The organism is Maledivibacter halophilus (genome assembly GCF_900167445.1).
In the GTDB taxonomy this organism is placed as follows: domain Bacteria; phylum Bacillota; class Clostridia; order Peptostreptococcales; family Caminicellaceae; genus Maledivibacter; species Maledivibacter halophilus.
Genome location: NZ_FUZT01000001.1, coordinates 454,280 through 467,426, shown reverse-complemented (window position 1 = coordinate 467,426; position 13,147 = coordinate 454,280). Strand labels below are relative to the sequence as shown.

The 13,147-nt window shown below is 29.8% G+C and carries 14 protein-coding genes; 6 read left to right on the top strand and 8 right to left on the bottom strand.

From position 1 onward, the window contains the following. Positions 1-8 precede the first annotated feature (8 nt). The 4 genes from B5X81_RS02175 to B5X81_RS02160 all read right to left on the bottom strand — a co-directional run bounded on the left by B5X81_RS02175 (position 9) and on the right by B5X81_RS02160 (position 4,696). Complete coding sequence (locus B5X81_RS02175) at positions 9-929, bottom strand: ABC transporter permease (RefSeq protein WP_079489015.1); 921 nt, start codon at positions 927-929, stop codon at positions 9-11. 69 nt (positions 930-998) lie between these two features. Further along, positions 999-2,582 (bottom strand): glutathione ABC transporter substrate-binding protein, encoded by a 1,584-nt coding sequence (locus tag B5X81_RS02170; protein ID WP_079489014.1) that lies wholly within the window; start codon positions 2,580-2,582, stop codon positions 999-1,001. Positions 2,583-2,877: 295 nt separating this feature from the next. Further along, positions 2,878-4,047: an ROK family transcriptional regulator gene (locus B5X81_RS02165; protein ID WP_079489012.1), complete on the bottom strand. Its 1,170-nt coding sequence runs from the start codon at positions 4,045-4,047 to the stop codon at positions 2,878-2,880. Between the two features lie 397 nt (positions 4,048-4,444). After that, positions 4,445-4,696, bottom strand: coding sequence for a hypothetical protein (locus B5X81_RS02160; protein ID WP_079489011.1), 252 nt, complete (start codon positions 4,694-4,696; stop codon positions 4,445-4,447). 293 nt (positions 4,697-4,989) lie between these two features. Here B5X81_RS02160 and B5X81_RS02155 point away from each other — a divergent pair, with 293 nt between their 5' ends. Next, positions 4,990-5,625 (top strand): NUDIX hydrolase, encoded by a 636-nt coding sequence (locus B5X81_RS02155; protein WP_079489009.1) that lies wholly within the window; start codon positions 4,990-4,992, stop codon positions 5,623-5,625. Positions 5,626-5,748: 123 nt separating this feature from the next. On the opposite strand, the gene B5X81_RS02150 is transcribed toward B5X81_RS02155, so the two are convergent. Next, complete coding sequence (locus B5X81_RS02150) at positions 5,749-6,084, bottom strand: hypothetical protein (RefSeq protein ID WP_208984962.1); 336 nt, start codon at positions 6,082-6,084, stop codon at positions 5,749-5,751. Positions 6,085-6,638: 554 nt separating this feature from the next. Here B5X81_RS02150 and B5X81_RS02145 point away from each other — a divergent pair. The 5 genes from B5X81_RS02145 to feoB all read left to right on the top strand — a co-directional run bounded on the left by B5X81_RS02145 (position 6,639) and on the right by feoB (position 10,636). Further along, positions 6,639-7,364 (top strand): HAD family hydrolase, encoded by a 726-nt coding sequence (locus B5X81_RS02145; RefSeq protein ID WP_079489006.1) that lies wholly within the window; start codon positions 6,639-6,641, stop codon positions 7,362-7,364. A 276-nt stretch (positions 7,365-7,640) separates the two neighbouring features. After that, positions 7,641-7,796: a hypothetical protein gene (locus tag B5X81_RS27240; RefSeq protein WP_170917238.1), complete on the top strand. Its 156-nt coding sequence runs from the start codon at positions 7,641-7,643 to the stop codon at positions 7,794-7,796. Positions 7,797-8,041: 245 nt separating this feature from the next. Continuing rightward, the gene (locus B5X81_RS27235; protein WP_170917237.1) at positions 8,042-8,203 is read left to right on the top strand and encodes a hypothetical protein; all 162 of its coding nucleotides are present in this window, start codon (positions 8,042-8,044) and stop codon (positions 8,201-8,203) included. Between the two features lie 274 nt (positions 8,204-8,477). Next, entirely contained in the window at positions 8,478-8,696 is a 219-nt protein-coding gene (locus B5X81_RS02140) for a FeoA family protein (RefSeq protein ID WP_079489005.1), read from the top strand. Between the two features lie 80 nt (positions 8,697-8,776). After that, entirely contained in the window at positions 8,777-10,636 is a 1,860-nt protein-coding gene (gene feoB, locus B5X81_RS02135) for a ferrous iron transport protein B (RefSeq protein WP_079489003.1), read from the top strand. A gap of 28 nt (positions 10,637-10,664) precedes the next feature. Here feoB and panD read toward each other — a convergent pair whose 3' ends face one another. Genes panD through panB form a run of 3 tightly spaced genes read right to left on the bottom strand, consistent with a single transcriptional unit; the run spans position 10,665 to position 12,767 of the window. Next, positions 10,665-11,048: an aspartate 1-decarboxylase gene (panD, locus tag B5X81_RS02130; RefSeq protein WP_079489002.1), complete on the bottom strand. Its 384-nt coding sequence runs from the start codon at positions 11,046-11,048 to the stop codon at positions 10,665-10,667. A gap of 4 nt (positions 11,049-11,052) precedes the next feature. Further along, positions 11,053-11,901 (bottom strand): pantoate--beta-alanine ligase, encoded by an 849-nt coding sequence (gene panC, locus B5X81_RS02125; RefSeq protein ID WP_079489000.1) that lies wholly within the window; start codon positions 11,899-11,901, stop codon positions 11,053-11,055. Between the two features lie 29 nt (positions 11,902-11,930). Next, a complete protein-coding gene (panB, locus tag B5X81_RS02120) occupies positions 11,931-12,767 on the bottom strand; it encodes a 3-methyl-2-oxobutanoate hydroxymethyltransferase (RefSeq protein WP_079488999.1) in 837 nt (278 codons plus the stop codon). Positions 12,768-13,147: the final 380 nt, after the last annotated feature.

Sequence of the window (13,147 nt, the reverse complement as noted above, 5' to 3'; positions counted from 1 at the left end):
ATTTCCCCTTATTGATATCTAATCTTCGGATTAGCCACTCCATAAAGCACATCCACAATTAGATTAATTATAATAAACTGGAATGTGAAAATTAGCAAAACAGTTTGAACAACTGTATAGTCTCTAAATAATATTGAATCTATGAGTAGTCTCCCAAGTCCAGGTATTGCAAAAACTGTTTCTACTAGTACTGATCCTGCTAATAAAAAACCGAACTGCAAGCCTACTATAGTTATTACATCCACAAGTGAGTTTCTAAGGGCATGTTTATTTATAACAATAAATTCACTCAAACCCTTTGCCCTAGATGTCCTAATATAATTTTCTTTTAATATTTCAATCATTGATGATCTAGTATAGCGTGCAATCATAGCTGTGATACCTGCACCTAATGTAATCGAGGGTAATATATAGCTTGAAAGTGAATCTACTCCCGTTGTAGGGAACCAACCAAGTTTTACTGAGAATATTTGCATAAGCATAAGTCCCAGCCAAAACAGTGGCAAAGAAATACCAGATGACGCACCAATCATAACAATATAATCAAGCAGCTTCCCTCGCTTAATAGCAGATACTACACCTATACTTATTCCTGCAATAACAGACCATACAATCGAGAATATTGCAAGGATTAAAGTAGGTTTCACCCTTGGTATTATCACTTTCCAAACCGGTAGTCCTGTTTTAATCGAATTTCCCCAATCACCTGTGAATATTCCAAGCATAAAATCCTTATATTGTACAATATAAGGGTCATTTAGCCCTAACTGTTCTCTCATAATCTCTATCTCTTCTAGAGTTGCTTTTTGTCCAGCGACAATTCTAGCTGGATCACCTGGTATCAAATGAATAAACATAAATATTATAATTGATACAACTATCATTATGGGAATTATATTTAAAAGTCTTTTTAAAACATATTGTTTCACTTTTTCCCCCACTCTCTAATGAAATTTTAAGAGCAGTTAAATCTCTTTAACCGCCCTTAATTTTACTAACTATTTACTAGTAGATGCTTCTGTGGCAATTATGCCACCACTTGGATCAACAAAGATTCCTTCTGTAGTATTTCTCTCAGCTGCCAATAGTACATCTGATCCCATAAAAATCCATGGTGCATCATTCCAAATAATTTCCTGTAGATCTGCATAGATTTTAGCCCTCTTTTCAGGATTTACCTCTACAGCACCTGCCTCAATAAGAGCATCAGCCTCAGGATTCATATAATAGGATACATTAGGAGCAGTTGGAGGTATATTAGCACTGTGGAATAATTTCTCAGTTGCACCATCAAAATCAAAGGCTGACCAGCTTACATACCACATATTAACTTCTGATTCTTCTGGAGTTTGAGCCTTATAGATAGAATCTGATAGGGTGCCTTCTTCCATCGGAACTACTTCTACATCTATACCTATTTCAGCTAATTGCTGCCTTATAAACTGCATACCTTTCATATTTTCGGTATCATTTGGTGCCCAAACATGGGTTTTAAATCCATCAGGATATCCTGCTTCAGCCATAAGTTTCTTAGCTTTTTCTAAATTATATTCGTACTCTGGCTGCGGAGCATGATAATTTATAGTTGAAGGTACATGAGAAGTAAGTGGTTCTGCATAACCTGCCTTTACAACCTTAGCATAAGCTTCCTTATCTATTGCATAATTAATAGCTTGTCTAACTCTTACATCTGAAAAAACATCCTTTGACATATTTAAAAATGTGAATCTTGCAATAGTAGACGGTCCTTCTATTATTTCTATATTCTTATCACCTTCTACAGCTTTAACCTGTTCTGCAGGCATGGGATAAATAAAATCCGCCTCCCCTGTTTGCAGCATTGCTATTCTAGCTCCATTCTCAGTTACAGGCTTAAATGTAAGGGTATCAATCTTTGGTCCTTCTCTCCAATAATTTTCATTAGTTCTTACAACCATTTTGTCTCCTGGAGTCCACGCTTCAAATACATATGGACCAGTCCCAACCGGGTTAGTAATAATGCCCTTATCTCCATGCTTTTCAAGAGCAGCTGGACTTATTATTGAAATAGAAGCAATTCTATTAAGCATTGGTGCAAATGGAGCATCTAATTTAACTAGCAAGGTATATTCGTCTATCACTTCTGTACTAACAACATGTAAAAGATTCCTACGTCTTTTCAAGTTCTTCTCTTTATCGGTAACTCTATCAAAATTATATTTCACAGCCTCTGCATTTAATGGAGTTCCATCATGGAATTTAACTCCTTCTCTTATGTAAAAAGTATATTCCAATCCATCTTCAGATACTTCATAGCTTGTAGCTAAAGTAGGTTCTAAAGTCATATCTAGTTTATAGTCATATAGTGGCTCGTACATTGTACTAGTAGCTGAACCTGATAAAGTATCAGATATATCATGTGGGTCAAGCGAAATTATTTCAGCATTTACTGCTATGGTCATATTAACATCTTCGTTTTCCACTGGTGCATTTGCTGTTGTTTCATCTGACGCCTTAGTTTCTGCTTTTTCAATGTCATTAGAACATGCAACAAAAGCAACAGACATTATGATCACAATAAACAAAGCAATTAGTTTCTTCATAAATAATCCCCCCAATTTTTTCATTCACTCGTTTTCATCGGATTAACAAGAAAAACGTTTTTTTGTTAGCTATTATATTTCTTGTTATCCTTCTGAATTATTTGAATTTGAATCTATTATATTATAGCTTCTTCATTCCACCTCCCATATAGATCATTTAAATATATACTATTTAAAACCTACATTTCACATATTCAATATCAAAATAGATTTTAATTTAAATATTGAGTAGGAAATATAAGCAAATAGTCTATAGTGAAACTATATTTGATTTGGTCATAAAAACTTTAAATTTTTAAATATCAAAACTCAGGAAAGTATTTGAAGCTAAAGTTGATGGTCCAATAATATCGGACTGACTTTTCAACTCAGAATATAATATTTTAAAAGTTCCTCTAAGAGGAGCCCAAATAAATGTTTTACATTTTTCTTCAACTTCTTTGAGTATTTCTGGATAGGCTTCAACTAAGCTTCCACTTACAACTATAGTGTCAGGGTTGTACATGCAAACTATATTATTGATAGTTACGCACATATATGTTACAGCACGCTCTAAAATACTTACTGCCCAGTCTTCTCCCATACGTGCCTCTTCAAATATTTCTTCGATATCAACTATCTTTTTCACTTTATTTGCTTCTTCAATTAAATTATCTTCAACTATAAATGTTTGAAGACATCCACGCCTTCCACATTCACACAGGATTCCATTAGGATCAATTGTTATATGCCCTATTTCTCCTGCGATATTTGTTACTCCTCTAAATATCTCACCATTTATTATCAGAGCCGACCCAACGCCTTTTCCAAAGTTAACTAAAGCAGTCTTTCCAGAATTTTTGCCTACCCCATACAAACTTTCAGCTAAAGCTTTGAGTTTCACATCATTATCCACTATTGTTCTAATATTTAATTCACTCTCAATAGCTTGAGCTATATGTATGTTTTTCCAGTTTAAAGGTGCTGAAAAAATAACCTCACCATTTTTAGAGTTAATGATACCAGGTAAGCTAACCCCTATACCTATAACCTTTGAGGAATCTATTTTAGAATTTTTAATTACATCATTAATAAGACCACATGCTTTTTTTATTAGTATATCTGGATATATATCTTTAGGATTTAGATCAATCTTATCTTTATATAAGATTTCACCTCCAAAATTCACAACTCCTACATTAATGATATGCTTGTTAATATACACACCTATAGTTATTACAGACTCTAAATCTAAATCTAATAAAATCGCCTTTCTTCCTACTCCATTAGAATAAGTTTCCGTCTCTTTAACCAATCCTAAATCCATCAAGCTTCCTACTATCCTGCTGACTGAAGTAGGACTCATATTTGCTATTTTTACTATTTCCGCCCTTGATATAGGTCGTTTATCTTTAATGATATCTAATATCATTTTCAAATTATTCTGTTTTATATACTCTTGATCTCTCTTTTTTATTTTTTTCATATTTCACTCTCCAACCTATAGTTTATAACACCGTATTATTAATAGATTGAATTTTAATGCAAAATATATTTTTAGACCCAATTTTTGTATGATACATTAATATTTTTATTAATAATTTCTCCAGTGGTGTTATTAATATGATATAATAATACTCTTTATAGATATTATTGTCAATATATAATGGTCATTTAATTTTAAAAATAATCTTTCAGAATCATACTCCTTGTTTTTTAAATCATATCAAAAATAAATCAATCGACCTATTATTTGTAAATAGGTCGATTGAAATAACTAGGGAATAAAAAACAAAATATATATTTAAAAGGGGGATTTATTATTCTTATACCCCCCGATCGTATCTTTAAACTTTTTTTGAAATTTATTTTCAATTAAAATTTTATGCCTCCATATGATTAACCTTTACCCCTTCTAATCCATTTAATTGATCCATCATATTATTTATTCGACTTCTTTCCCCCCTCAGATTAACTGTAATTAGTCCTGTATTTTCTTCTCTGGGATCATGTATCCCAAACCTTCCTAATATTAACTCACCATTCTTAGTTAATATTTCCTGAACCTTTGGTGCTGAATTTGTTCTCTGATCCACACTTATACTCATTACACTCAAATGATCAATTTTACTCATATTAAAACCTCCATATTAATATTTTTTTGTATTTTATACTTTATTCCAATAATATATACATTTAAATTTGAAAAACATATATCTTTTATTTTATATATAGATAAACAACATTAACTTAACCTGTTATGCTAGTAAATTAAATATTTAATTTCAAATATAATTTAAGGGATTTTAAAAATATCTATGCTTTTAGGATTTTCTATAATGTATAAATTGACCTTTCAATATGTTTCACTATAGTATTTTAACAATTAGATGTTATAATAATAATAAATATCATCTGAGGTGATTTAATGAAACTAGACAATATATATATGAAATTAAATTCAAGGATTTCCAATCCTGAAGGAATATATAACTCTTATGCAGTACTAATCCCTTTAATTTATGTAGATGGAAAAATACATCTTCTATTCGAAGTTCGCTCTGAAAATTTAAAAACTCAACCAGGTGAAATATGCTTTCCTGGAGGAAAAATTGAAAAAAATGAAACTCCACTACAATCAGCAGTAAGAGAAACATGTGAAGAATTGAATATAAAGAAATCTTGCATAAAAATATTTGGAAAAACAGATTACATAGTTACTCCATTCAATGTTATATTATATCCTTTTGTGGGATTTATAGATATTATTGATCCCCAGAATATTAATTTTAATCTCAATGAAGTTGGTTCAATTTTTACAGTACCTCTAGATTTTTTTTTAGATACTAAACCTGAAAAACATGTAGTAAAAAGTAAATTAGAAATTCCAGAAAACTTTCCATTTCACAAAATTCAAAACGGAAAAGTTTATAATTTTAGAACTGGAGAATATCCTATATATTTTTATGAATATAATAATTATATAATTTGGGGAATGACTGCAAGAATAGTTCATAATTTGATTTATATATTAAATGGAACCGACCTATTTAAGAATAAATAGGTCGGTTCCATTAGTTAGGGGCTAAGTAACTGACATATTAATATATTTAAAGGAGTTATCTATTTAATAATTACACTTGTATTAAATATCTAAAGGCTTTTGAAAATAATTCTCATTTTTATTTCACTCTAAAACTTCTTTATTTATCTCAATTAATTTGATTTCTCCTTTGTAAGCTAATATCTCTAATTCTTCTATTACATGTCCTTTAAAATATTTTACTTTTATTTTAGAATCATCTACTTTGTATAGTTCATATTTATCTAGCATCTTTGTATTTAAAAATTCTTCGTTGAAAATCCTTCTAAGATCATTAATCATAAATATGTCAAAGTCGGTTTTTCCTGAAAATATTTTAGAAATAATATTTATAATTTTGAAATTTATCAATTCTACTTTTTTAAGATCAAAGCTTAGTTTAAAATTTTCGATAATAAACCCGATAAAAATGGTTAGCATAAAAGCATAAATAATTGCAATTAACATTATAATCACCCCACATTAATTTTGAAACTATGTAAAAATTTTACTATATAAGCTCTATAAAGATAAATAATTTTAATATCTAGGATAAACTCATAATTTTAAATTGAGACAATCACATAAGGTATATGATAGTACTTTAGAGTGTTTAAATCTGAATATAGTAGTTGGTTTTTACAAGAGGAATTTATGTAATTTCCTAATTTAATAAATTTATCGCTATTTATCCTTATATTGAGTTTAAATGTAGAAATTTAGGGGATATATACTATTATATAGTTATGATACTTGGATTTTTACTATATTTATTTTAATATAATAATTAATGTTATATATTTAATTAATACCATTTTTTTCAATATTTAATCATTATTATAAACATTTTTTAATACATATTATTGTTTTAAAAGTTTTTTGTTACCAAATAATTGATATAATTGAGAAAACCCTATAACTGTAAATAGAAATAACGTTAAACTTTATTTTCAATATTTTATGAATTTATATATAAATTTAAAGAGGTGATATTAATGGGGAAAATTGGTGCATTTTTTGATATTGATGGAACATTATATAGAAATTCTCTTATGGTAGAGCATTTTAAAAAATTGCTTAAATACGAAGTTATAGACCCCGCCCTATGGCACAGTCATGTTAAGCATACCTATTACGATTGGCAAAAGCGTCGTGGAAACTTTGATGATTATTTACTAGAACTGGCAAAAGCTTACATTCAATCTTTAAAGGGATTAAACAAAAATCATCTAGAATTTATTAATGATCAAGTAATAAATCTTAAGGGAGATAAAGTTTATAGATATACTAGAGCTAGAATAGCTTGGCATAAATCGCTAAACCATAAAATATTCTTTATATCTGGAGGCCCAGCATATTTAGTAGAAAGAATGGCAGAAAAATACGAGGCAACAGACTACTGTGGTACTAAATATATTGTAGATGAAAATAATAATTTTACCGGTGAAATCATACAAATGTGGGATTCTGAAAGTAAACACAAAGCAATTATGAATTTTGTAGAAAAATATGATGTTGATTTAAATAAAAGCTATTCTTATGGAGACACAAATGGTGATTATTCTATGTTAAAAATGCTTGGTCATCCTATTGCTATCAATCCATCTAAGGAGCTGCTTAAAAACATAAAAACCGATGAAGAATTACTTGAAAAAATTACAATTATTGTTGAAAGAAAAGATGTTATATATAAGCTGGATGGAAATGTGGAAATACTATAAGAATAAAGGAAATAAGACTTTTCCTATTTCTTTTATCAAACTTATAAAAATCTACATTCACAATATAACTTCACCTTATAAGAATATGATTATATAATTTTACTCATAATAGTTATATGAAGAAATTGCATAACTCTAATTTGGCTGGGTTGCATAATATAGGTGGCATATCTTTGCAGATTTTAAAACTATATGTAGTAGATGATTTTTCAAGAAGGTAATTATGCAATTTGCTCATATAAATAAAATTATAAATTATTATGAGGAGGCTCTTTAATGACTAGAAAAAATAGAAAAGGTGTTGTTGGCAAAAAAAATCCTACTTTCCATAATAGAGAAGATGTAGGTGTAGGATTAAGCTTTACTGATGAACATGTGAGCTTTGCTGATGATATAGAAAGAAAAATAAAAGAAAATAAGACAAAAAAATAGCACCTTTCGGTGCAATCCCTATAACGTTTTCAAGAAATGTTGGTAACGTTTTTCTTAATAATCTTATTCTACGTAAAGTCAAAATATCCTTCTAAATTTTAGAAAAATTTAAATTTTGCTATATCCCCCTAATATTTCTAACATATAAAAAGAATAATGTGAGAAACTAATTATATAGATTCAAGTAAACCGATTAATTACAGTGAAACAATATTAAATTTTAATAATAGAAATGGGGGATAATAATGAAAACAACTAAACTATTTACATTATTAATATTATCTATATCAATAATATTACCTATTCAACCTATTAAATCTTTTAACCATAACTCTCATAAAACTCTGGTATTTATTAACAATATCCATGATGAACCTTCTAATAAAATATCCTATTTTCAAAAATAGGATATTTTATTTTTATCAAAATACAATTATCAATATTGACATTCATTATCATTTATAGTATGCTTAAGAAAGGTATTATAGATATTCCAGTAAAACAATTAATTTATACATATGAAAAAGCCTCAGAAACATTGGATATTTTCATACGTATAAATTAGGTTTTACTATAGGAAATCTATATAAAAGAAAATTTATAAAAAATATTTTTTTATTATAGTTTTGATAATGATTATTATTAGCTTAAATTATCTTTTATTTTAAAGGAGGCCATCTTATGACTTTAGATCTTGCAAATAAAGGTGAAAAAATTGAAATTATTAATATTCCCGATTCAAATATTAGAATACAAGCAATCAGATTGGGTATTTATGAAGGTTCTAAACTTTTATGCTCTGAAAAACTTCCTGCTGGACCTGTGATTTTACAAAATAGAATGCAAGAAATAGCTATTGGTAGAAATCTGGCTAAAACAATTGAAATAAAGCGTATCTAATTATTAAAATATTATTTTAAATAATACCGTAATTCAACTATGGTTTATACCAGTATACATACCGATAAAGGAGGATATATATGAGCTGTCATAATCCAGCTGCAAAAATAGATATACCAAAAGAAGCAAAAAAAATAGTTTTAGCAGGAAATCCCAATGTAGGTAAATCTGTATTTTTTAATTATCTTACTGGTTTATATGTAGATGTTTCAAATTTTCCTGGAACAACTATTGATATAAGCTCTGGAAAACTTAATAAAGACGTAGTAATGGATACTCCAGGTGTTTATGGTGTATCCTCATTTAATGACGAAGAAAAAGTTGCTAGGGATATTATACTTTATGCAGATATTATATTAAATGTTGTAGACGCTGTACACTTAGAAAGAGATTTATTTTTAACTCAGCAAATTATAGATATGGGTAAACCTGTTGTTGTTGCCTTAAATATGATGGATGATGTACAAAGAAATGGACTTAAAATCGATATAGAACTTTTGTCTAAAAAATTAGGTGTTGAAATTATTCCAACGACTGCCATAAAAAATGAAGGATTAGATAAAATAAAGGATGCATTATATAGGGCCAAGCCTGGTAATAGAATAGAGGAAGTTAAGGAAATTATTGATAAGATTATAAATAAAGTAGATACTGAATCAGAAGCTCTTCTTTTGGCTGAAGAAGATGAAAATATTATAGACAGACATAATATTAAAGATTTTAATGGCCAAAGAGAATATATATATAAACTCAGACGATATAGAGTGGATGAAATAGTAGACAGTACCGTTTTTGAAGTCAATCAAAATGCTTCCTTTAAAACTAAACTAAGTAGAATGATGCTTAAGCCATTAACTGGTATACCAATATTATTTGTTACTCTATATATCATGTATCAAGCAATAGGCGTTTTTATGGCCCAAACTGTAGTTGGTATAACTGAAGAAGTTATTATGGGTAAGTACTATTATAACTTTATAATGAATATTTTAGGCAGTTTGCTAAAGGATTCTAGTTTGATTGGACAATTATTAATTGGTGAATTTGGACTTATAACTATGGTTCCTATTTATATTCTTGGACTCTTATTGCCCCTAGTAGTTGGTTTTTATTTCTTTCTTTCTATTTTGGAAGACTCAGGGTATCTTCCCAGAATAGCTGCTCTTGTTGATAGAGCATTAACTTCATTAGGGTTAAATGGTAGAGCTATTATTCCTATGATATTAGGGTTTGGTTGCGTTACTATGGCAACTATTACTACTAGATTATTAGGATCAAAAAGAGAAAAATTTATTGCAACAATGCTTCTTGGCTTAGCCATACCTTGTTCTGCTCAATTAGGTGTAATTATGGGCCTCATTGCTCCATTGGGATTAAAGGCTCTAATTATTTACTGCCTAACAATATTTATTGTATTTGTACTTACAGGAACATTACTAAATAAATTAATGCCAGGTGAATCCAGTGATCTCTTAATAGATATTCCTCCTCTTAGACTCCCTAGGCTAAGTAATGTTTTGAAGAAAACCTATGTTAAGTCTATAATGTTCTTAAAAGAAGCTACTCCTCTATTTATCATAGGTGGTCTGCTTATTACTGTACTTCAATATACCGGTTTATTAGATAGTATTGCCAGTGGATTGTCTCCATTTACTGTAGGCTTTCTGAAGTTACCTCCTGAAGTTTCACAGGCCTTTATTATGGGAATAGTAAGAAGAGACTTTGGAGCTGCCGGACTCAACGATCTTGCATCCCAGGGACTGTTAAGCGGCCCACAGCTTATAACATCTCTAGTTGCAATCACTCTATTTGTTCCTTGCATTGCAGCTATAATGGTAATATTTAAAGAAAGAAGCTGGCAAGAATCAGTACTAATTTATGTAGGCAGTTTTATAATATCATTCTTAACTGCAGGAATCCTTGCACAGATTATTATGTAAAGAAAAACGACTCAATTGAGTCGTTTTTTTATCTCTCTTCTCCGTGAATCTCTATGTCAGTTTTTTCTATTATCCCATTATTTTTATCTACAAAAACTATTTTAGGCCTTATCTTTTTAGCTTCTTCTTTAGTTACCCAACAGTATGCAATTATTATAATATTATCTCCTGGTTGAACTAATCTTGCTGCTGCACCATTTAAGCATATTATACCACTTTTGGGAGGCCCTTCTATGACATAGGTTTCAAGTCTTGCGCCATTATAATTATTGACTATTTGAACTCTTTCACCAGGAATAATTCCAGCAGCTTCCATTAAAGTTCTATCTATTGTTATACTCCCTACATAATTCAAATTTGCCTCAGTAACCGTTGCTCTATGGATTTTACTTTTAAACATATTAACTAGCAATTTATTATGCCTCCAATCTAATATTATCAATCAGTCTTGCTTTACCAATTTTTACAGCCAGTGCTATTAGAACATCACCTTTTATCTTTCTAATCGATTCTAAAGTCCTGGCATTTACAATTTCAACATAATCAATATCTGTAAGTGCCTCTGTATTTATGGTATCAACAATAAATTTTTCTATTTTCGATGGATTTATTTCACCTTTCCCAATAATTTCTTTAACATTAAATAATGCCTTGGAAAGTATAGTAGCTGCTTTTCTTTCTTTTTCATTCAAATACATATTCCTTGAACTCTTTGCAAGACCATCTTCTTCTCTAATAATAGGACATGGAACTATTTCTATATCAAAGCATAGATCTTTAACCATTTTTTCAATAACAGCAACCTGCTGAGCATCTTTTTGTCCAAAATATGCTCTATCAGGTGTAATAATATTAAATAATTTTGTTACTATCGTTGTAACTCCTTTAAAATGACCAGGTCTAGAAGCTCCACAGAGCTTTTTAGTAATATTACCTTCTACCTCAACATATGTGCTGCATCCATCAGGATACATTTCATTAACCTCTGGTGCAAAAACTATATCAGCTCCCTCTCCCTCTACTAATCTACTATCTCTTTCTATATCTCTAGGGTAGGCTACATAATCTTCATCAGGGCCAAATTGTGTAGGATTCACAAATATACTTACTATAACAATATTATTTTCCTCTCTGGCTCTTTTTACAAGGGAAAGATGACCTTCATGTAAATATCCCATAGTAGGAACCATACCTATGGATTTACTATTTTTTCGTGCTTGTTTAATTTCCGCTCTAACATCTTTTATTGAATTTAATATTTTCATAGTATTCCTCCAATCGATAATAACAGCTCTTAATAGAGCTTCTCAAGGACTTCATCATCCATCTTAAAAGTATGTTCTTTAGCTGGGAACTGACCTTCCTTTATTTCTTCTATATATCTTTTTGTCGACTCTTTTATTGAATCACACAGATTAGAATATTGCTTAACAAATTTGGGAACAAAATCAGTATACATACCTAACATATCCTGTGTGACCAAAACTTGACCATCACAATATTTGCCAGCTCCAATTCCTATAGTTGGTACTTTAAGTTTTTCACTAATTAGTTTTGCCAGCTTCTCTGGAACACATTCTAAAACTATAGCAAAGACTCCAGCTTCCTGAAGCAGCAATGCATCTTCAACAATTTTTTGGGCCTGCTCTTCATTTTTCCCCTGTACCTTAAATCCACCAAAAATATTTATGGATTGGGGAGTAAGTCCAAGATGTCCTATAACTGGTATTTGGGCATCAACAATTGCTTTAATCTTATCAACAACTTCTCTACCTCCTTCAAGCTTAACAGCATGGGCCCCACCTTCCTGAACAAGTCTGCCTGCATTTCTTATAGTATCTTCAACGCTAATATGATAAGAAAGAAATGGCATATCTCCTATTACCATAGCTCTTTTTGCACCTCTAGTAACAGCTTTACAATGATGCACCATATCATCTACTGTTACCTGCAGTGTATTTTCATACCCAAGCATAACCATTCCAAGGGAATCTCCTACAAGTAAACTATCAACACCAGCTTCATCTAATAGTTTTGCTGTAGAATAATCATAGGCAGTAAGCATTGAAATTTTCTCATCATCCTTCTTAGCCTTTAAAAATGAACTCACTGTAAACTTTTTATTTGACATATTGATCACCCCATAAATTTTTATAATATAAAAAAACCCTTTCTAAGCCTAACTTGGATAAATAGACATAAAAAGAGTGTATAATAGTGTATAATAAAAAAACCTTCAGAGCATAAGCAAAGAAGGGTATTTTTCACACTAATACCTTCTGTCTCGGTCCATAGCATAGGCTCAGAGCAGATTAATAACCATATTGATTTTTGTGAAAATTATGAATATTTAAAGTGGTATAGCTCGTATATACGATACTATCCATTTTTATTTTACCATGATGACTTTATGGTTGCAAGTTTTGATATTTTAATTTATTGCTAAATATTAAAAAATATCCGTAATATTATATAAATTGTTAAATAATTAATATAATGTAAAAAAAAATT

What these genes read in the sequence shown, in the direction of transcription:
- B5X81_RS02170 (WP_079489014.1), bottom strand. Translation starts at nt 2,582, where the DNA reads ATGAAGAAACTAATTGCTTTGTTTATTGTGATCATAATGTCTGTTGCT.
- B5X81_RS02165 (WP_079489012.1), bottom strand. Translation starts at nt 4,047, where the DNA reads ATGAAAAAAATAAAAAAGAGAGATCAAGAGTATATAAAACAGAATAAT.
- B5X81_RS02160 (WP_079489011.1), bottom strand. Translation starts at nt 4,696, where the DNA reads ATGAGTAAAATTGATCATTTGAGTGTAATGAGTATAAGTGTGGATCAG.
- B5X81_RS02155 (WP_079489009.1), top strand. Translation starts at nt 4,990, where the DNA reads ATGAAACTAGACAATATATATATGAAATTAAATTCAAGGATTTCCAAT.
- B5X81_RS02150 (WP_208984962.1), bottom strand. Translation starts at nt 6,084, where the DNA reads ATGCTAACCATTTTTATCGGGTTTATTATCGAAAATTTTAAACTAAGC.
- B5X81_RS02145 (WP_079489006.1), top strand. Translation starts at nt 6,639, where the DNA reads ATGGGGAAAATTGGTGCATTTTTTGATATTGATGGAACATTATATAGA.
- B5X81_RS27240 (WP_170917238.1), top strand. Translation starts at nt 7,641, where the DNA reads ATGACTAGAAAAAATAGAAAAGGTGTTGTTGGCAAAAAAAATCCTACT.
- B5X81_RS27235 (WP_170917237.1), top strand. Translation starts at nt 8,042, where the DNA reads ATGAAAACAACTAAACTATTTACATTATTAATATTATCTATATCAATA.
- B5X81_RS02140 (WP_079489005.1), top strand. Translation starts at nt 8,478, where the DNA reads ATGACTTTAGATCTTGCAAATAAAGGTGAAAAAATTGAAATTATTAAT.
- feoB (WP_079489003.1), top strand. Translation starts at nt 8,777, where the DNA reads ATGAGCTGTCATAATCCAGCTGCAAAAATAGATATACCAAAAGAAGCA.
- panC (WP_079489000.1), bottom strand. Translation starts at nt 11,901, where the DNA reads ATGAAAATATTAAATTCAATAAAAGATGTTAGAGCGGAAATTAAACAA.
- panB (WP_079488999.1), bottom strand. Translation starts at nt 12,767, where the DNA reads ATGTCAAATAAAAAGTTTACAGTGAGTTCATTTTTAAAGGCTAAGAAG.